Source organism: Pseudoalteromonas sp. A25 (genome assembly GCF_009176705.1).
In the GTDB taxonomy this organism is placed as follows: domain Bacteria; phylum Pseudomonadota; class Gammaproteobacteria; order Enterobacterales; family Alteromonadaceae; genus Pseudoalteromonas.
Map to the genome: position 1 here is coordinate 3,105,415 of NZ_AP021846.1, position 24,392 is coordinate 3,129,806.

Consider the following 24,392-nt stretch of genomic DNA (forward strand, 5'->3'; position numbering starts at 1 on the left):
GACATGTTTGCGCCACTCCTTCTATTTACCACCCACTTTCACCCCTTATAGTTTTAAGTAGCAAATGACGGTACAATAACGTGTTATTAAACTTAGCTGTAAACCAACTCTAGGCCTAGTATGATAGATTTACATTGCCATGTGCTTCCTGGTATTGATGATGGTGCAAGAACGCTCGCAGATTCGATGTTATTAATTGATGCAGCCGTACAACAAGGGATAACCCATATAGTGGCAACCCCACATATTCACTTTGGTACGTTTGATAATAATAAGTTGACTATTGCAAATGCACTGGGTGAAATCAAACATGCACTAAGCAACTCTTTGTCTAAAGTTCAAATAAGTGCAGCAGCCGAGGTGCGTATTGGCACCGAGATGCTCACACTTTTACCACAAAACAAGCTACCATTTCTTGGTGAGTACCAAGGCAAAAAAGTTTTATTACTAGAAATGCCCCACAGCCATATACCTGCTGGGGCTGACAAATTAGTTAAGTGGCTACTTAACAACGATGTAGTACCTATGATAGCCCACCCAGAGCGCAATAGAGAGTTACAGCAGCATCCAGAAAAAATCAACCAATTTGTTAAGATGGGCTGCTTATTCCAATTGACCGCCGCCTCTTTACTGGACGATATGGGCGATAAACCCAAACAACTGGCTGAGCATTGGTTGCAAGATAAATTGTTTACCATTGTTGCCAGTGATAGTCATTCCATGCACCGCCGTCCACCAAAAATGGCAGAAGCACGAGAACGCATAGCAGTACTGTGTGGTGATGAGTATGCACAGAAGCTCACCTACAATACGCCAAAAGCAATCGCCCATACGCATTTCAGTTTCTAGCAAGGACCTATTTTGACCACTCCCCTGTACTCCAGATTAAACTATGTGGGTTTAATCTTCGTCATTTTGACCTGCATTTGGTTGCTCATAAAAAGCTACAATATGGGCTTAGGCAGCGCCTACCACTTTAAAGCCAAGTATTACTTAGACCAATGGCTAAAAGGTAAACCGCCGACCGAATTGAGTTATAAAGATGCAAAGCAAGCTGGCGAAACATCACTACAATATGAGCCAACGCAAAGCTACTACCAAAGCACACAAGGGCACGTGCTTGAGTGGGGTCGAAAATCACAGCTTGATAATGTTTATAATGATGAAGTTATAAATCTATATGAGCGCTCTATTTCAAGTCGCCCCGCTTGGTCACAAACCTATGCATCTCAAGCTCATCAGTATGCATTTTTCAAACAAAACTTAGAGCAAGCGTGGAGTCACATAAGGTTAGGCTTGGAGTTTGGCCCCTACACTTGGCAAGTACTCAACCAGGCTGTGATGATAGGTTTAGCCTACTGGCCCAATCTAAACCTAGAGCAAAAACAGCTGGTATTTAACAGTGCAGAAAAATTAGTGATGTTTAATCACACTAGAATAAGTCAATTATTAAAAGCTATTCATTTTTACAAAAAAGAAGCCCTCTTCTGTACATATTTTAAGTTTTCAAAACAGCCAGAAGATAACAAGCGTAGGGAATATCTATTGAAAAGGTTATGTAAGTAACCTCAGCTGAGGTTAAGTAAGCTTCAATCAGGTTATTTTTAAAGGTCAGGATGACGAAATAGCCAATATTAGGCCGCGTTTGGTCATCCTAAATCACACGGCTCTGAATTAATTTAAGAGTATTTCAGGTGCCTTTCAAAGCTCAATGACCTTGGCTAAAACACACAAAACAAGCCGATGAGCCTGATACTCTGACTGACTCTCAGCATAACAACGTAGCTCAGGCGCATTGCCTGATGGACGAAGATGAATAATATCACCGTTTTCTAGCGTCATCCTTAAACCGTCGGTCATGTCTACTTCAGCACATTTTCTATCATCAAGTTCAAGCTGAGATAGCAGTGCTTGAGGTTCTTTACATCCTTTGTTGATAATAACCAAGCTACGTTCCCTAGCATAATCTTTTACTCTATCACTATATGAATAACGCTCAGGAAGCGCATTAACAGCAGCTTGAATACCTTGCTTAGCCCATGCTAGAACACACAACGCTGGCAACACAGCATCTCTTGTCGGCAATTTAGCAAGCTTTTCATTACCAACTTGCACACTTGTACCAAGCAAAAAACCGCCATTAGCTTCAAAGCCAGCTACTTTTTCAAAAAACTGCTCAAGACCAGAAAAAGCCTCTATCACGTATGGTGAGCCAATTTTTGTGCGTACCACTTGCTTAAAGCTTTGTGTTAATTCAATCGCTGTATTGCAACTCACTGGCACTGCAAGTGCTTCAATTTCCAAATGTTGCGCTGCCAATAAACACAAAATATCGCCTCTGAGATATTCGCCATGCTCATCAGCAAGCAATGGCCTGTCACCGTCACCATCGGTAGAGAAAATAGCATCCAACTTATGCTCTTTAGACCAAGCTCTTGCCTGTTGTTTATCTTCATCAGCTACTGCTTCTGTGTCGATTGGCACAAATGAATCGCTGTAGCCAAGCGTAGTCACTTTAGCCCCAAGAGCTTCGAACAATTCGGGATATAAGTCTCGCCCAGCACTTGAATGTTGATAAACCCCAATATGTAAGCCTTGAAGCAAATCAGATGCAAAAACATCTAAGTAACGTTTTAAGTATTGCTCACGCGCAAAGGAGTTAACTGGTGGCAACTCGTTCAAGCTAAGCTTTTCCACTTCAATATCTGAACTTAAAATACTTTGCTCATCGGCTTTGCTGATCTCACCATCAGTGCGATAAAACTTTAAGCCATTGCGGTCAAAAGGAATATGACTGCCAGTGACCATAATTGCAGGAATTTGTTCAAGCTGGGCGGCATAAGCCAATGCGGGCGTGGGCACGACACCGTAGTAGTCCACTGATATGCCCTGAATATTTAAAGCGCTAATACACGCTTTGGCAATTTCAGGGCTACTTGGTCGATTGTCGATAGCAATAGCAATGCGCTTTGTTTTTGGCTGGCTGGATAAAAACGCCAAGGTAAATGCGCCGCAGACTTCTGGCGTAAATTGAGTGACTAACCCTCTGGCACCACTGGTGCCAAAACCAATACCACTTTGTGCGATGATCTCATTTGCACGCATATTAAGCTCGTCCATATTTATCTTCAAAACGTACGATATCGTCTTCACCTAGGTAAGAACCAGATTGCACTTCAATGAGTTCTAAGTTGACTTTACCTGGGTTTTCTAGCGCATGTACTTGAGTAATTGGAATATATACTGACTCATTTTCAGTGACATACTGCTCAGTATCACCAATGAGTACTTTTGCAGTGCCTGAAACCACAATCCAATGCTCAGCTCTGTGGTGATGCATTTGCACTGAGAGCTTAGCGCCCGGTTTTACCGTAATGCGCTTAACCTGAAAACGCTCGCCATTGTCTATCGAATCATACTTGCCCCAAGGGCGATATACTTCGCGATGGAAAGTCACTTCAGGTCGTTGCTCTGCCTTTAGCTCATTTACAATTGCTTTTACTTGCTGTGACTTATCTTTATGCGCAACCAACACCGCATCTTTGGTATTGATGATCACTAAGTCTTCCACACCGACAGTAGCCACAAGCTTATCTTCGCTAGAAACTAGGGTATTTTTAGTATCAACAGCCTTTACATCACCACGAAACGCATTACCGTTGTCATCTTGCTCAGATACATCCCAAAGTGCTGCAAAACCGCCAACATCACTCCAACCTGCATCCAACGGCACAACAACCGCATGTTCGGTTTTTTCCATCACCGCATAATCAATGGAATCATCAGGGCAGGCTTCAAACTCTTGTTTATCAATACGAATAAAGTCTAAGTCAGGCGTTTGCTCACCAAGAGCAAGCTCACAGGCTTGATATATTTGAGGCTGAAAACGTTTCAATTCTTCTAAATAGCGACTTGCTTTAAACATAAACATGCCGCTATTCCAGTAAAAGTCGCCGCTATCTAGATATTGTTGTGCAGTCGTTGCATCGGGCTTTTCCACAAAGCGCGCTACTTTGTATCCTTGCTCTGTTGTTGCATCACCGCGTTGAATATAACCATAACCCGTTTCAGCATGCGTTGGCACTATGCCAAATGTCACCAAATGATCATCATTAGCTAAAACAGCCGCTTTTTCAACCGCTTGTTGAAATGCTGTTGTGTCTCTAATCACATGGTCTGCCGCAAGCACCAACAAAATTGGGTCTTCGCCATTTTCGATTGCTTTAAAAGCTGCAAGCGCAATGGCAGGAGCCGTGTTTCTACCCACTGGCTCTAAAATAATCTTGCCATCATTGATCTGGATCTGGCGTAATTGCTCAGCGGCAATAAAACGATGTTCTTCATTACAAATAAGCAAAGGGGCTTGTTGCTCAAGCCCCTGCAAACGTTGTAACGTTTGTTGCAACATGGTGTATGGACTTTTTCCAAAACTATGAAATTGTTTGGGATACTTTTCGCGAGAAATTGGCCACAAACGACTGCCTACCCCACCCGCTAAAATTATAGGAATAAACACATTACAGACTCCAAAAACAATAAAGCCTCAATGGTTATTATGAGGCTTTATTTGAGTAACGATAGAACTCAAAAGATATTAGCGTTTTAGCTTTTCTCTGACCAGCAACCATGCAAATTGACTATTTGTCACTAAGTAGCGTTTCCACATCCTGCCAGGTTCTTGTAGTACCCTGTACAGCCATTCAAGCCCGGCTTTTTGCATCCACACGGGCGCTCTTTTGACTTTACCTGCAACAACATCAAAAGTGCCCCCCACTCCCATCACAAACTTAACCCCTAGCTTGTCTTGCCATTTGTTAATGAAATTTTCTTTTTTAGGAGAAGTAATAGCAACAAAAAGCAATTGAGCACCAGATTTCTTTATTAGATTTACTACAGCCTCTTCATCATCCCAGAAATAACCATGATGAACACCCGCTATTTTCAAATCAGGATGGGTTTTGCGCATTTTCCACGCAGTCTCATCAACAACCTCTTGCTTTGCACCAAGGTAAAAAACAGATAAACCTTCTTTTTCAGCCATCGCATTTAAATTATGAAATAAATCTACACCAGCAACACGCTCAGGTACATCATGCCCCAACAAGCGGGCTCCCCATACTACTCCCATGCCATCGATATTAATAATATCGCAATGTCTAACACTATCAGCGAGTGTTTTGTCTTTGCGCATATTTACTAATTTAGCCACATTGACCACGACATGCTGTGTAAATTGATTCGCTAAAATGCGCTGCTTGATAGCGCCAACTGATTGCTCCATAGTAGCAGAGTCCATAGGACTACCAAGAAAGTTAATTCGTTTCATTGTTCATCGCTGAATTATTAAGATAATAAGAGAGTGCGTAATACATCCAGGCTTGGGTCCAACGCATATAATTAATTTTGTTTGTTCCAGTCTTTGTAATCTGATAAACAAACTGCTTTTTATCCGCCATATATAGCTTGTCAATTGACCAAAGTGCAACTTTTTCGGCTAACTCATAATCAGCTTTGCTATCGCTAAGTTTTAGCAAGGTAATAATGGCTTGTGATACCGAATGTGGATCTAGGGGGTAGCGATTATCGTTATAGTACTTTGCGGTTCCATCGCTTTCAAAAAAGTTATCTTTATAGTATTTAAAACCAACTTCAATCGCTTTATCGAATTCGCTTGTATTCAATGACTGTTTAATAAGTGTAAGGGCTTCTAAATTATAACCCGTGTGAAAACCATCAATAAATTGATGATGATGCCGAGCCCCATACACCCATGAACCATCACTATTTTGCTCCGAGACCGACTGCCTCGCTACTTTTAATGCAATTTCCTTATATTCTCTATTGTCTGTTTGCTCAGCAACGACAGCCACCCATGCTGCAGCCCATAAGCTGGCATTGTGTACAAAGGCTTTTTCTCCGGGAATATAAGCGAAGAATGTACGACCTTCGTCCTCTGTATAAAGCGTCTTCACGATAAAGTGTGCTGCATCAAATGCTGTTCCTCGATAAAATTTCGCTTTATCTTTTTCTAATTCGCCTAACGCTTTAGATAAGGCAAACAATGCCTGCGCCACATAAATGGTGGTTATAACATTTGGCTTACCCTTTGGCACAAAAAACGCTCTAGCTTTCCAGTCAAAGTGATAACCCCAGCAAGTATGTTGCCATGTTTGTGTGTTACATTGTTGTGATACGAGCCAATCAGCAAGCGTTATACATTCATCAAGTAATTGTTTGTTTTTAGTTTGCTTATACTCTTCGAGCATCCCCAAAATAAATAGCCCGATCCCTTTAGGGTTTCGCTTTTTGGGTACTCCTAGAAAACCTCTCAAGTTGAGGGGGGAACGTTTAAATAACTGGATCCACGCAAGGCCAAATATGCTTTTTTTAAGGAAGGGGAACAGGCTAAATAGCTTGCTATTCAAACCATCAAAAGGATCATAGCCTGCATAGCCATCGGCTTTGGATGCCGACAGCAGCGATTGCCTAATATCAGTGATAGAAGAATTCCTATTCACTTTGATTCTCCAGAATTCCCATATCAACACTCAATGAACAACCAGAAGCTAAAGACTCAACAGCCAGGATTGTCGCCATGCTTGTTTTCATTAAACACTCATAGTCAATACACGGCGTTCCTGAAAGCGCTCCATTTAACCAAGCTGAAAGCATTGATTTTTGACCTTTATCTTGGGCCATTAACTTTTTCACTTCTTTTTTATCATCGCCTGAATACAAGACAGCTTCTTTAAAGTCATTGATTTGAGCGCTTTTTCCGCCACCAAACACTTCAACAAACTCTTTTTGCATCGCTTTCGAGCCATCTGCCGTATAAATAATATTAGCAATAGACCCATTATCAAAAGTAAGTTGGATAGCTACGTTATCATTAAGTAGTGCTGATTTATCCGCTTTCCCTGTTCCAACACAATTAACTGATTTTGGATTACTGTTAACAAGTGCTGCGGCAAGATCTACAAAGTGGCAGCCTTCACCAATAACTCGGCCCCCACCTACTTCAATATCTTGTATCCAATGATCTGATGGGATCATGCCAGAATTAATGCGAATATTTACGACTAAAGGCGACGTGATATTTTCAAAATGCTTAATAACTTCAAGTGTTGATGGCGCAAAACGACGATTAAAGCCAACCATAACTTGTGTGCTAGAACTCACTTTAGCTTTATGGATCGCTTGCATTTGTTCGATATTAAGCGCTATCGGTTTTTCAACATACACATGCTTGCCCGATTCGAGGGCGTCAACGACTGCTTTTGCATGGGAATCATGACGTGTAGTAACAACAACTGCATCAGTGTCTTCACCTAGAATTTCACTAAAATCACCTGCGCAAAACTGAAAACCGAACTGTTTAGCTACACCTTGTGCTGTTCTACCACTGGCAGTTACAAGTCCTCTTAAATCGACCTGCTTACTCTCTACTAACGGCGGTAACAAACTTGCTGTTGCGTAATTCCCTGCGCCAAAAAATGATAACCCTAATCGTTCTTTATTAATGGGCGTACTTGTTGTAGAGATGCGACCTTGAAGTGATTCTACAGCTCCCGAGTTATCATACTGCATAACAATACCGAGATAAGGCTCTGTTTTTTGCCCTTCAATAAGCTGATAAGCCTCAGCTGCCTGGTCTATTTCAAATCGGTGTGTAATTAGTGACTTTACATCTACACGCCCCTGTGAAATCAGCTCAAGAAACGTTTGCATATTACGCTGCTCAGTAAAGCGCACATAGCCTAATGGGTAATCGTTACCATTTTCTTCATAAAAAGGGTCATAGCGACCTGGCCCATAAGAACGAGAAATCACAACATTAATTTCTTTTTTGAAGTAATCTTCTCTTGGTATATCCATGCGTACCGCACCAACGACCACTACACGTCCTTTTTCGCGAGTCACCTCACCACACAGCTCAATTGGCTGATTGCTTGATGTACCAGCACAAACCAGCACGCCATCTACACCATGTCCGGCAGTTGCGCTATGGCATACTCCAGCAACATTTTGTATCGCCCCAACTGCACCAAAGCTTTCGGCCTGCTTTACCAACGCGGGATCTAAGTCTGTAGCAATAACATTACAGCCGTTGGCTTTAAGTAGTTGGACGGCTATTTGTCCTAATAGGCCTAAACCTAGCACTAAAAAGGTTTCCCCTATTTTAGGATCTGCTAAGCGTACGCCCTGCATCGCGATTGAACCCACGGTAGTGAATGCTGCTTCTTCGTCACTCACATTGTCAGGTACTTTAACAACAAGGTTTTTAGGAATAGCAACATATTCAGCATGATTAGCATAATCAGCACCACCACAAGCAACACGATCACCGGGTTGAATTCCCTCTACTAAACCACCTACAGAGATAACATTACCTGCACAACTATAACCAAGAGGTGAAGGGGACTCTAAACGAGATTTGACTGTTTGAAGTGTTTTTTTCAACCCCTCAGTTTGTACTTTTTTTAAAACCTGCTTAACAAGGTCTGGACGGGCTTTTGCTTTTTGAAGCAAACTTTTCTTACCCATATCTATTTTGGTTTTTTCAGTACCAGCACTTATTACCGATGCAGTATTTCTTACTAAAACAAACTTGTCTGACAAAGTAGGTACTGGCACTTCGTTTACTTCTACTAGACCAGTTTTGAGAGTTTGTGTTACTTGTTTCATTAAATTTAGCCCTTAACTAATAGTGGTACTTTGCCAGATTTTGTTTTAAAAGGTTTACGTAGCAATTCAAAATCAATGCGCATGTTTATGCCTGAGGAGTCGAATAAAGTCTCAAAATCTAAATTTTCATTTTGTGTTGTAACATATACAGTCAAATAACCTTCGGCTTTTTGTTTAACCTGTACAAAGTCAGCGTGCTCAAAAAGTGGATGATGACGACCGAAAATAAGTGCAGTCAATGAAATGTTTCTTCCGTTCAAATCAGTTACAAATTCTCCGGTTCGCCCTTCGGCAATACGAAATGACTCGAGTAATCCATCTTTGTAACTAACAGGTTCAATCAAATCTCCTGTGTCATAACGAATAAGCGGCCCTATACGGTTATGAATTGTCGTTCCTACCAAGTGATGCTTTCCATTAACTTCAACAGCTTCAGTATATCCATAAGACTGAAATGGAAAGTATACGAACGGTTCTTCACGTTCAGGAGCTAACACAGCCATCTCAGTATGCCCATACCATGAAATGGTAGGTACACAAAGCTCAGCTTCAACAAAATTTCTATAAATAGGAGCAGGATACTCCGAACCGAAAAAAACACCTTTTAAGTTTTGCTTTATGAGCTTTAGAAGTTCAGGTGATTCTTTCTTCATTTGCTTTATAAACTCATATATACCGCTAGGGTAACCATGCAAATACTCTATTCTATATTTTTTAATTACTTTAGGTAATTCTTTGACAATTAGAGAGAAATCACAATATGCATTGACCTGAAATTCATTATGAATGAAATTGTAATTCAAAGGCTTACTTCCTAAATTCATTCCTCGGATAGTTAACTTTATAGAATTCGTCTGGTAACCGATTCGCTCCCAAATAGAATGCATATGGGCCCACTCTCTGGCATAAGCCTTATGATCTAGCATAAGCTTCAAAGGCTGGCCTGAAGTCCCCCCTGTATTTGTCACAATTCCATTGCCAGAGTTCCTATCATTAAAGTCGATGTTCTGTAAATCAGCTTTTGTTACCACCGGTATATTTTGCAAATCCTCAAAACAAGACAACTGCTCGAAATCAAACCCTTTTTCCTGATAAAATTTGCGATAAAACGGTATATTCTTTTGGCAATACTCTACTAATGACTTTACCTGAATAAATATTTCATCTCTATTATCAATACCAGAAGCAGCTTCTCGATACGCGATATAACTCTTACCTAGCCTATATTTGAAACTAATAAATGATGCTCTGATGCCTAAATATGCTGGGAGTTTGCCAGCTAGAGATTTTAAAAAGCTTTTAATGCTCATATAGAACGTTCTTTATTCCACTTCGTTGGTTCACCATGAAAAAACAATTCCTTCATCCCACCGACTCCCGATTGAGAATGATCGATACCAAACTTAGTGTTAGCTTCAATAACAATAGGGCCATCTTTAGTCAAAGCGACATCCCATCCCACGAGATTGTACAAAGTCATTTTCTTTGCGAAGTCAACAATGTCAGCTTTAATTGAACACCAGTTTTCAATAAATAAGTCGCAAAAGTTAAAACCACTATCAGGGTGTGAATAAAGCTTTTCACATCCATATTCATAGCCCGCGTAGTCTCGTATTGGCTTCCCAGTGTCCAAATTAATCCCAATTAATAATCCACCTTGCGCACTATTATCTACCTCTTTTCCATGAGTTCCCATCCGCAAAGTCACAGCAATTAATCGCACAACGCCTGAAGGATCCCGACAAGTGACAGCTCGCAATGTATTTACGCTATTAGGATACACACTATCAAGATATGCAGTTTGTATGATTTTTGGTTCAATTACATAATCAGCTTCTAATCTATCCAGATCTTCATAAGTAAATTCCTTTCCATCTAACGACAACTTATTAACTTCTTTTTTTAGTATCAAGATTCCTTTACCACCACACCCTGATACAGGCTTTACAAAAACTTTATCAGTGTTTGATTGTCTGATTACCTCTAAAAACTCTTTTGATGAGTGAAACTGACCGTCAGGTGTTACGAATCCTCGACCTTTTTTCATTCCTATAATCGGCGAAGTTGGTAGGTCCATCCCTTTAAAGAGGTAATAGCAAACTATCTTATTTTCTAAAATATAACCCGCACCTTTCAAGTTATCGAACTTAGGATATAAGATGAAATAGAAGTAATAACTCGGAATATATGTTTTCATTTCCTCAATTGAAAGTTCACAGTCTTGCCTATAAAAGTCATGCGTATAATACTGCATTGGAATAAACCCCCAATACTGCTTTAACGCAGCCAATTCTTTTTTAATTAATTTTTTATCTTTTTTGAACTTTGTAGATTTATAACGCGCCATATTAAACCTAAAACGCTCATTAAAAAAAAGATAGTAGACATATCTAACTTTATCAATAAAGCAATGCTTAACCCCAACTATCATGATAAAAATCTCCTAAAAATATTAGCGAGATTCCTTTCAAAAACGTTAATAGTATAACTATTCTTATATTTATTTCTTGCAGACTCCGTGGCTGATAAATAAAACTCTTGATCATTTAGCATATTTTTCATGGCTGTGGCCAAAGAATCAGCTGATAGGTTGTCTAAAACGAATCCAATACTATCATCTACAATATCTGGAATAGCTCCCTCTTTTGTAGAAATTATTGGCAAGCCGCAAGACATAGCTTCCAGAATAGCTAAAGGAAAACATTCATTCCTATATTTAGTTGGCAAAACAAAGACATGCCCTCGGCTTAAGCAATCATATTTATCCTGACCATAAACTGGACCACACAATTGAACATTGTTTTCACGTATAGATTTTACATTTTCTTCTATTGTATTGTAGTAAGATGAGTTATTCGAATTACCATAAATTTCAACTTTAAAGTCACTAACTCCTTGCTCTAGTAATATTTTTGAAGCTTCCACCAACAAGTTAGCACCTTTACTAGGACCGATATTAGACAAATACACAAAAGTGAATTTTTCATTTCTTATCCCCCCTGGTTTATATAAATCTTCTATTCCATTATTCAATACATATACTTCCTTACTTTTGTCTATTACTGGTTCAATATCTACAATGAGACTTTCTGAAAGGTGAATAATATCAGCCGACTTAAATACAGTTCTATAAACTAACTTCTTAAAATAATGGTTTTCTACCTCTTGCGCTATTCCCTTTCCATGCATATGATAAATCACTTTAGCACCTGAAGCTTTCATCAGCATAGCCAATATCGCATCCTTGACAAAAGCTATTCCGTAAGGACTAAGCGTTAGATAAACTAAATCGGGTCTGAACTTAATTCGCCAAAAGATCGCTAACAAAGCTATTTTAATAAAAGAGAGTACTTTTATAAGGCTAAATTTACCTATTTCTTTTATATCGTCAGAAGGCGCAATGTTGATATAAAAAGTGTCGAAATACCTGTTGAGTAAAGCACTATTTTTGATCATAGAGTTCACCATAGAAGCTCCATGAACAGGAGGTGGTAACTGCATCAAAAACATTATTTTTTTCATGATTTTTTCCTGACGAACTCTGATGCATTAACAATTCCCTGAGCCGCATTAAAATAGCTATACTTTTTAACCGCGTTTTTTGCATTCTTTGAAAATTCCGCCCACTTATCAGCATCTGTTAAGAGGTGCAGAGCTGCATCTGCCCATTCATTAACATCGGGTTTTAATACAAACCCGTTGTGATCATTCACAATGAGTTCGTTTGCTGCGCCTGCTTCTGGTGTCGATATTACAGGTGTTCCAGAAGCACAGGCTTCATTCGCAACAACCCCCCAGGCTTCTTTCCTAGTCGGGAAAAAAAACACTTTAGACGAAGAGTAATGAGTGGGCAGTTCTTCTTGACTAACAAATCCAGGGTAATCATACTTAATTGCCATCGAATCCAAACGATTTAATATGTGTTCTTTTAAGGGTCCTGAACCTAATACCTTCACGCTCACATCAGATCTTATTTCTTTAATTCGTCGTACAACATCTAGTGAAAAGTCGAACATTTTACTTTCGATCATTTGGCCACATAAAATGATGTCATATTCTCTGTTATCAAAGCTTTTATCATATTGAAATAGTAAAGAGTTATTCGCACATAAATGGCTTTGAAAAAGCTGTTCTTCTTTCGCACCGTAAGTACGAAACAAATCTTGAGTTTTCTTACTTGCCCCTACAAATGCTTGGCTTACTCCATAAAATATTTTTCGAATACCTTTATGGAAAAAACTCAATTTACTTTCCGAGTGTAAATTGGCATCAGAAAATGACACAACTTTCTTATCATTAAATAACGCCCATAAATACGCAGCAATCATGGGCATTGAAAACCCACCGATAACGATCACCTCTGGTTTTATTTCATTTAGAATATTTCTGATATTTGAATCTAAATATATATTCCTCCCTCTAAATTTAATTATACGACTTTTTAAAAACCGTTTATTATAATTTCCGAGAGAAAAATTCCACTTCCTATTTGATTCGATTTTTGCACAATAAAGCACACAATAATCACCGCTAAGCTTCTCGCTAGCAATCTCATGTACTTTCTCACGATAAGGTGCGGGAATATTAGTAATGAATACCGTCGTCACTTACTTTTCCTCGATAGTTCTCTGTAAACATTTAAAACAGATTGGGGGTACGCATTTCTGTTAGTTTCTGAAAAAAAACTGCGAAGCCCAGATTCAAAATCAACATAATCAAATGTAGTTTTTAGTTTTATAATGCACTCTCTAATAGAGGCTGCATCCTTTACCTTAGTCACCATACCAAGATTAAAGTTCTGAACGTCATCTGCATTACCACAATTTGCTGTGACAATGACTGGCATTCCCTTACTTAAAGCTTCAACGACTGCCAAAGAATAATTATCCGCCAATGAAGGCAAACAAAATGCATCATATTCTGAAAGCTTATTTAACACCTCGGTATGTCGCATCGCGCCATGCCATTTAACGTTATCAGTCCGTGCAAGCAATTTATTAAATACTGTTTCTTGCCCTTCACGGATAGGCCCGATTAAATGGAGGTCAACGTTCAGACCTTTAACCGCATCTAAAAGATAATGAACGCCTTTTTCTAAACATACCTGTCCTACATATACTATATTGTTGACACTTGCACTTCTACGTTTTGATATTTCTCTAAATGCATTATCATCTAATAAATAGCCGGCAGGTCCATACTTACAAACATAGTATTTTTTTTCAGGATATTTAATTGCATAGCTCCGTCTGGTAAATTCAGAAGCAACAATAAAGTTATCCTCAAAAGAAAATGCCATATTTTGATCAATCATCATATTTATTGGACGATTGAAACTCAGCCCATAGCGTTCATATTCTGTGGCGTATAGTTCATTTACATAACTTGGTTCAGCCTCATAAAACTCAGCAACAGTAGCTAAATCCTTTTCTTTTTTTATTCTTTTGATCATATCAGCACAGTAAAATGGCCAATAATGCAGTACTTCACAACTTTGTATCGTTCGCTTTGGAGCTAAGAGCTCAAACATAAAGCTCTCATTTTCTCGTACATTGGCCCCAACTTTTCTTAACACTTTATTTGCTAATCTTGTTACAATTGTATAGAAGTCTAAGGTAAAAGAAGTTTCAGGTGCTACTTTAAGTTTCGGAAACAATCGGTTCAGCAATGAGCCTTGCCTTAGCGCATAAAAGGTAAAAAGGTTTAACTCTTCATTTTTATCTAGTAACTCCATTATATCACTATACATTTTGAGAGAGTGGTCAGGACGCGCAACAATATTTACCTTCAAAGAATCACCCTATTTATATATTTAGAAAAATCCAAAACGAGTTCAGAACATGATTCATAATAACCCAACTCATCAAGAAATAAAGATAGCAACAATGGAAGAATAATCAAAATAACCACTTTCCCCCTATCAGCGAATCGCTTATATTTAGAAAAAATTACAATAAGTGAAGCTTTTGCCACACTAAAGAACAAAAAAACAGCGGAAGAAATAACCCCAAAATAATTAGCAATGTAAAAAGAAGTAAAACAAAAAATTATAACAAACAAAAATCTTAAGTTAATCGACATACTTGCATCGTCTTTTATAGCTAAATAGAAGTAATAGTTTACAAAGGACTGAAAGACCAAAACAAAGAAGTAGCAAGAGTATTCACCAACCTTTCCCTGATAACCTTCACCAAACAGAGAAAAAATAATAACTGGTGCAGTTATAACGAGGACAGATGAAAATATAGATGACAAAACAATAATACCAATTAGGTTACCTTCTACAACTTCCTTTGCGTTTGAGTTAAGAAAAAAGATGAGAAACGGGAGAAGAATAAGGCAGACCCGATGACCAACTGCTAAGTTTTCGTGATAATTATAGTCGAAAAAAATCGAAATTGGCACTTCCACTGTAACTATGAACAGGACGGTAATTTTAAGAATAAATATCGGAATTTGGTTAATAAGCTCATGTTTAAAGGCGAAAACTTTTATATCTATTTTTTTCAACCTCTTAAATAAAGAAAAAACAACACCTTTACCTTGAAAAAAAACCGAAAATAAAACCAATACAAATAGAATAGACGATGAAATTAAGTTTAAATAAAAAACACTATAAACTTCAAAAGATCCAAAATACTGATATATAAGCAGTATAAAAAGCAGAGAAAACTGCGAAACAAACCTGAAAAGTACTATATTATTAGACTTGCCATTTGCATACAACCAAAAATCAAACGTAAATGCTGAAAAAAGTAGTATTATACATAATGGAACTATTGAAAAGTCAGACACATCAAGCGAGGAAAAAAATAAGAAAAAAGATGCTATGACAGATGTAAATAAAACAATTATTGTTCTAACGGCAAAAACTTCACTTGAGAAATATGAATTATTCTTTTGACACTCTATGAGGTTTTTCGATTGATAGGAGAATGAAGCAAATTCAATGCAATAGCCAAAAATAATTAAGATGGATAAGTAAGTAGAAAAGTTTTCTTCACCTAAAAGACGTGCAATTATTGCCAGTACAAAAAATCCAGATACTTTGTTAAATGCCTCGACGGCAGTAAAAAGATACATTACTAAAATAACTCACTTAAGAATTTTAAAAATACACTTAAGGACAAGTACAAAAAAAATTAAAACTCGTAAGAAATAATACCTATCAAACTTAACTCTTGGTAACAATACTAAACATGAAAGAATATACTTCCAGCTATAATTTCTACTACATATATTTGATATTTCATAAGATATGTCTCGCCCACTTCTATAAAGTGCACTTTGAATAAGTCGCGCAGACATGTTTATCTTCTCTTCATTCATAATATGAGAAAGACTAGTAGAGGTGCTTCTATATTTAATAAGCTTGTCTGGTAGGTTTGCAAATCTATGTCCCTTTAAATATAGCTCTAGCCAAAGCTGTAGGTCCTCTGCGGAATCATAGTTTTTTTCATAAACTAAGTCTTGTTTTACCATTTCAAAATTAAACATAGCTGAAGGATTAACAATTTGACTCCCGGTAATCATTGACGCCTTAATATACTCGCCCTTTGTTTTAACTTTATTTACACCCAATATATTATCATCTTTATCGATAACATAAACTGAAGAGCCAACAACTGAAATAGATGGGTTATTCTTCAGAAACTCGACCTGTTTTTCTATTCTCTGCGGCATACAAATATCATCCGCATCTAAAAGAGCCAAGTATTTACCTTTACAGTTTTTAACTCCCTGATTTCTTGTATAGCATATACCTTTATTCTCTCTACTGATAAACCTAATCCTGCTATCCACTTCACTATATTTAGAAATTATTTCAGAAGATGAATCAGTAGAACCATCATTTATTATTAATATATCTAGATTTTCATATGTTTGATTCAACACAGATTCAATAGCTTTTTCGAGATAGCGCTCTGCATTAAAAACAGGTATAAAAACTGTTACCAAATCCTTAAAACCCACACTCTACCCCCTTTTTCTAACCTAATAAAATTTTAAAAAACAATAACTTATAGAGTAAAACTGTAAAACCCCAGCAAAAAACATCAATTATTACATTTTCACTTAATTAAAGGAACTTTTACTTAAAGTCTTTCAAAAAACCAGCTAGAAAAAATAAGAACACAAAACTAAAAAAGTAACTAAATGCATTATCAAAAATTAATGGTACAAACATGGCAAATATATATGGTTTCCCTTGCGATTTCATCATTAAAGTTATCTTTTTAAGACATAAAAAAAGCATGATAATACCGATGAGGCCAAAGTCATAAAAAATACGCAAGATTTCATTATGAGGTGCTGCCATAGTTTCTCCAACGCTATGGTTGAGAAGGATACCTGTTGCTGCATAATCCCCCATACCAAAAAGCAATCTGGCCCAGTCAAACTCATTCCATATCATCACCCATTGCAGCCACCGTCCACTCATATGAAGATCAAAAATTCTAGAATCGGGTACTATTAAATATACGATTATCAGCACACAACTTATACCAACTCCGATTTTAACGGCATCCACCAATCTTACTCCACGAGAAACAGCAACAAAAACTATAGCCGAAAGAATTGGTCCTCGTATAGACAATACAAAAAGAAAAAGAGCAAACAAAGTTGCGCCTATTTTTTTAAGCCTAGATTTTGATGTGTAACAAATAATAAAACCAGCCAACACTACAAATGCGGATAAAATACCTCCTGCACCTGTTGTATATGTATATTTACCTGCTCCAACACTTTTCAAAGTCAAAATTGAAAAAACGCCTATCATTATCGCTATTATTAAACGATGAAGTTCAGACTCCCTCAAACGCAAGGATTTCATGAAATCGAGTGACAATATTAATGAAAGTATAGACAACAGGCCAACATTTAGTTTGATTCCATACATGAAAAACTGAATCAAAAACAAACTAATAAAAAGTATATAAAATATTTTATTTTCAAATGCGAGATAAGTTGCACGTATACCAAATCCGTCTCTAACAAACTTAATTAGGATAAATCCAATTAGTACAATAGATAAGTATTTATTAAAGCTAAACCCAGAAAAAAAAGTTAATACACATATTGTCGAATAAAGTGTAAAAAGAAGTATATCATCAAACCCGAAACTAATTCTCCTATTTAATCTCACTTTAGATTATCCCACGGCTATCAATAACAACTTTCTTTGCAAACTCTATTTTATCGGCATTTTTAAACTGTATATGATCAACCAAGACAACTACTATATTAGCCTTATCAAGCGCATCACCAAATGATGTTAGCTTAATATCTAGCCTTTCTGGTAAAGATTCAATATTTGGCTCGACTGCAAGTATTTCGCCTATATTCTGTTTAACCAGCTCTTCAACAATTTGTAAAGCAGGGCTTTCTCGCAAATCATCAATATCAGCTTTAAATGCTAACCCTAAACAAGCAATTACTGGGCGCTTAAATTCATCAGCAGCTTTAATGATTTGCTCAATTACATAATATGGCTTAGCATCGTTAGTTAAACGAGCTTGTTTAATTATCTTTGCTTCATCAGGGCAACTATCTACGATAAACCAAGGATCGACGGCTATACAATGACCTCCTACACCTGGACCAGGATTTAGAATGTTTACGCGAGGGTGGCGGTTTGCAAGCTTAATCAGCTCCCAAACGTTAATTTTCAATTTGTCACAAATCACACTGAGTTCATTGGCAAATGCAATATTCACATCACGGAATGAATTTTCCGTGAGTTTAGCCATTTCAGCTGTACGAGAATTAGTTACAATACACTCGCCACGAACAAAAGTTTCGTAAAGCTTTACCGCCTTTTCACTACAGGCAGAGCTCATACCGCCAATCACGCGGTCATTGCTCACAAGTTCCTGAAGTACATAACCAGGTAATACACGCTCAGGGCAATGCGCAATTTTAATATCAGCATTATCACCAGCGTCTTGTGGAAAAGTCAGATCCGTTCTAGCTTCTTTTAGCCACACAGCCATTTGCTCCGTCGCGCCTACCGGCGACGTAGATTCAAGAATGACCAAATTACCTTTTTCAAGTACAGGCGCTATTGCTTTTGCTGCAGCTTCAATATAAGAAAGATCCGCTTTATGTTCCCCACTTTCACTGTGCTTAAATGGCGTCGGCACGGCGACCATAAACGCATCAGCTTTCTCTGGAGTGGTTGTCGCACGTAGGTTACCTGTTGCAACCACACCACGAACTACAATATCTAGATCTGGCTCAACAATATGAATATCGCCTGCATTGATTGTATCAACCGCCTTCTGATTGACATCCACACCAATAACTTGCATACCACGAGAAGCAATTACTGCTGCGGTTGGCAAACCAATGTACCCAAGACCTATAACTGATACTGTATTAAACACTTTTAGTCCTTATTTTTTAATTAGTTGCGAGTATATGTGCAATGCGCTGACAGGCTTTGCCATCCCCATAGGGGTTATGTCCTTCACTCATATTCAAATACTTTTCAGTATTTGTGAGTAACTCATTGAGACTTTCAACAATAAGATGTGTGTCTGTGCCAACCAATTTGACCGTTCCCGCTGAAACAGCTTCAGGCCTCTCTGTAGTGTCTCGCATCACAAGTACTGGTTTACCCAGAGAAGGAGCTTCTTCTTGTATTCCACCAGAGTCAGTTAAAATGATATGTGCTTTATCCATCAAATATACAAATGGTAGATACTGCTGAGGTTCAATCAAAAAGATATTATCAATACCTTTCAAAAGCCTATTTACAGGTTCTTGAACATTTGGATTAAGGTGGACCGGGTATACAACTTGGCAGTTTGGGTGCTTGAGCGCAACTTGTCTGAGCGCTTCACATATACGCTCAAATCCGCCACCAAAGCTTTCTCGACGATGTCCCGTCACAAGAATAAGTTTCTTGTCATCACTGAGCATTGGAAATGACTCAGATAATGAAGCTTGCAGCTGCGTATCTTCGTTAATTTTATTGCGGATCAGTAACAAGGCATCAATAACCGTATTGCCCGTTACATAAATATCTTCATCCGGGTAGCTTTCTAGCAATAAATTTTGCTTAGAAGAATGCGTAGGAGCGAAATGAAATTTGGTCAGGACGCCTGTTAGCTGCCGATTACCTTCTTCCGGCCATGGGCTGTAAAGATCACCTGTGCGCAAACCCGCTTCAACGTGCCCAATAGCAATCTGCTGGTAATACGCCGCCAAAGATGCTGCAAAAGTAGTTGCGGTATCTCCATGTACCAACACTACATCGGGCTTTAGCTCTTTTAAAATGGGCTCAAGGCCTAAAATAATTTTAGAAGTGACTGTAGATAAAGTCTGTCCAGGTTCCATAATGTTCAGATCATAATCAGGAGAGATATCAAATAGCTCTAATACTTGATCTAACATTTCCCTGTGCTGACCAGTAACACACACTTTTGTTTCAAACCTTGCATCAGCTAGAAGCTCTTTCACCAGAGGTGCCATTTTTATAGCCTCAGGTCGAGTTCCGAATGTGATAAGTATCTTTTTCAACTGAAATAATCCTTGAATTAAGTTGCGCGTTTACGCACAGTACATAACTAAGCCCTAGGCACTGTGCCTATTTTCGTTCGAGCTAAGATCAAAATTTACATTTTCTGTCAAATGCGCTTTAAAATCGTCACCCAAATTAGGACAACGCAAGCCATACTCTAAATTAGCAACCATATACCCTAACTTACTGCCGCAATCATGAGATTTACCTACTATTTCATAGGCTTCTATTGGCTCCATAAGCAGCAATTGGTGTAGTGCATCGGTAAGCTGTACTTCATCGCCTGCACCAGGTGGGGTGTAATCTAAAATATCCCAAGTGTTATGAGACAGTACATAACGACCTGTGATTGATAAGTTGCTTGGTGCGGTGTCAACGTCTGGCTTTTCAACCATATCTTTTATCGGAGCTGTGTTACCTGCTGCTGGTTGTTGGCCGTTTAAGTCCACAATACCGTATTGGTTTACGCGTTCTTGCGGCACGGGCTCGACCATGATTTGGCTTACGCTGGTGTCATTAAAGCGTTTGATCATAGCTGCTAGGTTGTCTTGCTTTAAATCACTGTGGTATTGGTCGACTATCACATCCGGTAGCATCACCACAAATGGGGCTTCACCTACAACAGAGCGAGCACATAAAATAGCATCGCCGAGCCCTTTGGCGACTGGCTGGCGTACAGAGATCACGGTCACGTTTTTTGGCACTATGGCGCGTACTTCTTCAAGCAATTGGCGTTTTACACGCTTTTCAAGCGTGGCTTCTAGCTCAAAGCTGGTGTCAAAGTGGTTTTCAATGCTGTTTTTTGACGAATGAGTAACGAGTACAATTTCGGTAATACCTGCGGCGACTGCTTCAGCCACTACATACTGAATGAGCGGCTTATCAACCAAAGGCAACATTTCTTTTGGAATGGCCTTAGTTGCGGGTAACATACGTGTGCCAAGCCCTGCGACAGGGATCACGGCTTTAGTTACTTTAGGCATGTTTGAAGATTGCTGCGTGCTCGCAACATTATTTTGGGCAACACTACTCACGTTACGTCCCTTTAAAAAACTACTCCCCTGTTATGTAAGTGAATGACTTACATAAACAACCACTGCTTGACGAACAAATTAATTAATTTCGTTAAACTGTTTGTTCACCAAAGCGACACAATTGTACCTATAAACATTCCGACAAGGCAACCCTTACCAGCAAAAATTCTGAGTGAATTTTTTGCGATAAATAAAACCTTGTCCCCTTATTAGATGCATGTTTAAATTATGTCTATACTTTAAAAAGCACGTATTAACCTAATAAGTAACAAGTTAGAAATAAATGGTAAGTACATTCCAAAATTGTGGATAAAAAGAGAATAAAGTGACATTTTTTGCTTGCCTACACAACATTTGCTAGGCTTTGTGTACTCTACTCTCTTTAATGTTACAAAAATGCGTCTATTTAAAGTGTGCTATATTGTCGCTGCACTCATGCTGCCGCTTACGTTACTCAGTGATGATAGCAATTACATAGACAAGCTTTTTGAGCAACAAGTACTAACTCAAGTAAAACAGCAATATGATAAACAGGCACTGCCGCGCTTTTTAAACTGGCATACGTTAATTAAAACACATGCTAATGATTCGGATTGGCAAAAGCTCAATGTAGTAAATAAGTTTGCCAACAAATATATTCATTACCAAAGTGATGAAATGCATTGGCAAGCAAAAGATTACTGGGCAACACCAATAGAAAGTTTAGGTACAGGGTTTGGGGACTGCGAAGACTACGTCATTTTTAAATATATGACATTGCGAGCTTTGGGTATTGCACAACATAAAATGCGCTTAATGTATGTAAGAATTGCTCACAGCAATGAGCCACATATGGTGCTAGTGTATTACGATAAACCCAATGAAATACCAATGGTGCTAGATAATACAATAAATAAAATTTTATCTGCCAACAGGCGAGTCGATTTAATCCCTGTTTATGCGTTTAATGCAAAGGGGCTTTGGCAGGCCAGAGCACACGGTGTGGGTAAAAAACTTTCAGAGACCGCTCGTATGACGCATTGGAGCGCCATGTTAGCAAGAATTGAACAAAGTCAGTAAAGCTTATTAATCAATATAAAGGGACTTATATAGTGCGTACATCAATATCAATTAAATATTGTATACTGCTTGTTGTGAGCATGCTGTTTTTAGTGCTATTTCTAATTACTTTCTTTAAAGACTTAACGCTCACCAAGCAATACTTAAAAACCGAGTTAACACATCAAGCACAAAATACGGCTACAAACTTAGGCCTGTCGATCGCACCTTATATCAATAAAGATGATTTTGCTCTGGCTAAAACCATGGCAAAGGCACAATTTGATTCAGGCTACTATACCAACCTTACATTTATTGGCAGCGACCCTGAGCTGACATTTAATTATCAGTTTGAGCCCAAATCACAGCATGTACCCGATTGGTTTGTGTCACTTGTGCAACTTACTCCCCCAACAATATCAAGTGAAGTTTCCAGCGGCTGGCACATTGCCGGTACACTGTCTATTCAAGTCCACCCTGGTTCAGCCTATTTAGCGCTGTATACTGAGTTTAAACAAACACTTACCGCCACATTAGCAGTTACTACTTTACTTGCACTGATTTTGTTTTTCTTCCTCAAAGCTTTCAATAAACTTAGTCGCGTACTACAACGGCATACATCAAGCCAAGATCACCTTAGTGCGGTATCTTATTCATCATGGTTTAATGAATTTAATGTCATTACCGCGGCGTTTAACCGTTATGTTCAGCAAGCACAACAACTGCTCAGCAATAAAGATAAAAAAATCGCTTTATTACGACAAGAGGTGTATAGCGACGAATTAACAGGCTTAAGTAACCGAAGAGCACTAAACAGAGACTTTGACGCACAATTTGAGAATATTCAAAAAAACCACGACCAATACTACTTTGGATTAATCACATTGAGTGAGTTACGCACAATCAACCAAAGTGAAGGCTATTCTAAAGGCGATGATTATATACATCGCTGCGCAAAGCTAATACTTGATGCAATCGAACTACATAGTGACATTAAAGCATACAAGCTATCAGGTTCTGAATTTGCCATATTTGGCAAGTTATCAGCAAAACAGGCTGGTTTTTTAATTGATCAGTTACGGCAGTCATTCAGCGCGTTTTCGATCGCTCAGCATGGCGACTTACTATGCAAACCAATGTTGATAAAAGTACGCAAAAATGAGCGTATACAAGCACTATTAATGCGTATTGACGCCCACATTAGCAAAGAAAAACATTTTGGCCAGGTTATGCCGTTACTCGATGAAACCATATCGGGCAAAACCAAAGATGAGTGGCATGACATTTTATCCGAATACACCTCGCTTATTGATATTATTGAAGTAGCTACTCACTTCTCAGATAGCTTGCTTGATGAATCTCTTAATGCCTATGAGCAAATTTTTGACATTTCTATACAGCCAGTTATTAATGCAGCTCAACACATTGAATATCAAGAGCTATTTATTCGTTTTAAACATAATGGTGAGTTTTTAAGTACATCTGATGTGTTTTCTATGGCTGAACGCTATGGTTTTGTGCTCAGTTTAGAACGTGCTGTGGTATCATATATTTTGCAAAAAATAAAGGCCATAAAACTCACCCCTGTTGCCATAAATATCAGTAACTGCTCACTGTACGACCATGCATTTAATGATTGGCTATTTGATATATTGCCAGAAGTACAACACCAGTTACCGCCGCTTATTTTTGAAGTAAATGAATCTGCGCTTGTTTACTCTGCCAATGTAACTCGAGATTTTATTAATCGTGCCAAAGATCACAATATTAAAATTACCCTCGATAGGTTTGGAACAAGCTTTAGTAGTTTTCAATATATTCAAAATTTACGCGTTGATTATGTAAAAATTGATGGTAGCTTAATTAAAAACTGCGACCATACTGATTATCGCTTTTTTATTAATACTGTCACTTCTCTCTGTCATGGTTTAGGCATAAAGGTCATTGCTGCGCATGTTGAGACAAACGATGTATCGCATTTATGTCATGCAATGAAAATAGATGGACAACAAGGGCTAGGAGTTGTACCTGTTTCAAGTTATACTGATTATATTGAAAGGAAAGATGGCACGGTTTGCCACGAAGCAAGCAGTGCAAGAATTTAAATT

At 38.3% G+C, this 24,392-nt stretch carries 20 protein-coding genes; 4 read left to right on the top strand and 16 right to left on the bottom strand.

Annotated elements, in window-relative coordinates; all coding sequences use genetic code 11:
* Positions 1-120 precede the first annotated feature (120 nt).
* Positions 121-849 (top strand): tyrosine-protein phosphatase, encoded by a 729-nt coding sequence (locus tag GDK41_RS13395; protein WP_152086879.1) that lies wholly within the window; start codon positions 121-123, stop codon positions 847-849.
* 102 nt (positions 850-951) lie between these two features.
* The gene (locus GDK41_RS13400; protein ID WP_152086880.1) at positions 952-1,566 is read left to right on the top strand and encodes a hypothetical protein; all 615 of its coding nucleotides are present in this window, start codon (positions 952-954) and stop codon (positions 1,564-1,566) included.
* A gap of 135 nt (positions 1,567-1,701) precedes the next feature.
* Here GDK41_RS13400 and GDK41_RS13405 read toward each other — a convergent pair whose 3' ends face one another.
* The 16 genes from GDK41_RS13405 to galU form a co-directional block, all read right to left on the bottom strand.
* Positions 1,702-3,120 carry a phosphomannomutase gene (locus GDK41_RS13405; RefSeq protein WP_152086881.1) on the bottom strand — a complete coding sequence of 473 codons (1,419 nt, stop codon included), beginning with the start codon at positions 3,118-3,120 and terminating at the stop codon, positions 1,702-1,704.
* Entirely contained in the window at positions 3,107-4,516 is a 1,410-nt protein-coding gene (locus tag GDK41_RS13410; protein WP_152086882.1) for a mannose-1-phosphate guanylyltransferase/mannose-6-phosphate isomerase, read from the bottom strand. The genes GDK41_RS13405 and GDK41_RS13410 overlap by 14 nt, the downstream gene beginning before the upstream one ends.
* Before the next feature lie 78 nt (positions 4,517-4,594).
* Positions 4,595-5,296, bottom strand: coding sequence for a WecB/TagA/CpsF family glycosyltransferase (locus GDK41_RS13415; protein ID WP_269473130.1), 702 nt, complete (start codon positions 5,294-5,296; stop codon positions 4,595-4,597).
* Between the two features lie 16 nt (positions 5,297-5,312).
* Entirely contained in the window at positions 5,313-6,518 is a 1,206-nt protein-coding gene (locus tag GDK41_RS13420; RefSeq protein WP_152086884.1) for an aspartate-semialdehyde dehydrogenase, read from the bottom strand.
* Positions 6,511-8,685 carry a bi-domain-containing oxidoreductase gene (locus GDK41_RS13425; protein WP_152086885.1) on the bottom strand — a complete coding sequence of 725 codons (2,175 nt, stop codon included), beginning with the start codon at positions 8,683-8,685 and terminating at the stop codon, positions 6,511-6,513. The genes GDK41_RS13420 and GDK41_RS13425 overlap by 8 nt, the downstream gene beginning before the upstream one ends.
* 5 nt (positions 8,686-8,690) lie before the next feature.
* The gene (locus GDK41_RS13430; protein WP_152086886.1) at positions 8,691-9,995 is read right to left on the bottom strand and encodes a hypothetical protein; all 1,305 of its coding nucleotides are present in this window, start codon (positions 9,993-9,995) and stop codon (positions 8,691-8,693) included.
* Positions 9,992-11,116: a sugar-transfer associated ATP-grasp domain-containing protein gene (locus GDK41_RS13435; protein ID WP_152086887.1), complete on the bottom strand. Its 1,125-nt coding sequence runs from the start codon at positions 11,114-11,116 to the stop codon at positions 9,992-9,994. The genes GDK41_RS13430 and GDK41_RS13435 overlap by 4 nt, the downstream gene beginning before the upstream one ends.
* Positions 11,113-12,207, bottom strand: coding sequence for a glycosyltransferase family 4 protein (locus GDK41_RS13440; protein WP_152086888.1), 1,095 nt, complete (start codon positions 12,205-12,207; stop codon positions 11,113-11,115). The genes GDK41_RS13435 and GDK41_RS13440 overlap by 4 nt, the downstream gene beginning before the upstream one ends.
* Complete coding sequence (locus GDK41_RS13445; protein ID WP_152086889.1) at positions 12,204-13,292, bottom strand: glycosyltransferase family 4 protein; 1,089 nt, start codon at positions 13,290-13,292, stop codon at positions 12,204-12,206. The genes GDK41_RS13440 and GDK41_RS13445 overlap by 4 nt, the downstream gene beginning before the upstream one ends.
* Positions 13,289-14,476 carry a glycosyltransferase family 4 protein gene (locus GDK41_RS13450; RefSeq protein ID WP_152086890.1) on the bottom strand — a complete coding sequence of 396 codons (1,188 nt, stop codon included), beginning with the start codon at positions 14,474-14,476 and terminating at the stop codon, positions 13,289-13,291. Before GDK41_RS13450 ends, GDK41_RS13445 begins: the two co-directional genes overlap by 4 nt.
* On the bottom strand, positions 14,473-15,768 hold the full coding sequence (locus GDK41_RS13455) for a hypothetical protein (RefSeq protein WP_152086891.1): 1,296 nt from the start codon (positions 15,766-15,768) through the stop codon (positions 14,473-14,475). Before GDK41_RS13455 ends, GDK41_RS13450 begins: the two co-directional genes overlap by 4 nt.
* A gap of 12 nt (positions 15,769-15,780) precedes the next feature.
* On the bottom strand, positions 15,781-16,659 hold the full coding sequence (locus tag GDK41_RS13460) for a glycosyltransferase family 2 protein (RefSeq protein WP_152086892.1): 879 nt from the start codon (positions 16,657-16,659) through the stop codon (positions 15,781-15,783).
* 118 nt (positions 16,660-16,777) lie between these two features.
* On the bottom strand, positions 16,778-17,833 hold the full coding sequence (locus GDK41_RS13465) for a hypothetical protein (protein WP_152086893.1): 1,056 nt from the start codon (positions 17,831-17,833) through the stop codon (positions 16,778-16,780).
* Position 17,834: 1 nt separating this feature from the next.
* Complete coding sequence (wecC, locus tag GDK41_RS13470; protein ID WP_152086894.1) at positions 17,835-19,073, bottom strand: UDP-N-acetyl-D-mannosamine dehydrogenase; 1,239 nt, start codon at positions 19,071-19,073, stop codon at positions 17,835-17,837.
* A 16-nt stretch (positions 19,074-19,089) separates the two neighbouring features.
* Complete coding sequence (gene wecB / locus GDK41_RS13475) at positions 19,090-20,163, bottom strand: non-hydrolyzing UDP-N-acetylglucosamine 2-epimerase (protein WP_269473139.1); 1,074 nt, start codon at positions 20,161-20,163, stop codon at positions 19,090-19,092.
* Positions 20,164-20,265: 102 nt separating this feature from the next.
* On the bottom strand, positions 20,266-21,195 hold the full coding sequence (galU, locus tag GDK41_RS13480; protein ID WP_152087588.1) for a UTP--glucose-1-phosphate uridylyltransferase GalU: 930 nt from the start codon (positions 21,193-21,195) through the stop codon (positions 20,266-20,268).
* Between the two features lie 447 nt (positions 21,196-21,642).
* Here galU and GDK41_RS13485 point away from each other — a divergent pair, with 447 nt between their 5' ends.
* Entirely contained in the window at positions 21,643-22,305 is a 663-nt protein-coding gene (locus GDK41_RS13485; RefSeq protein ID WP_152086896.1) for a transglutaminase-like cysteine peptidase, read from the top strand.
* A gap of 32 nt (positions 22,306-22,337) precedes the next feature.
* Positions 22,338-24,389, top strand: coding sequence for a bifunctional diguanylate cyclase/phosphodiesterase (locus tag GDK41_RS13490; protein ID WP_152086897.1), 2,052 nt, complete (start codon positions 22,338-22,340; stop codon positions 24,387-24,389).
* The last annotated feature ends 3 nt before the right edge of the window (positions 24,390-24,392 follow it).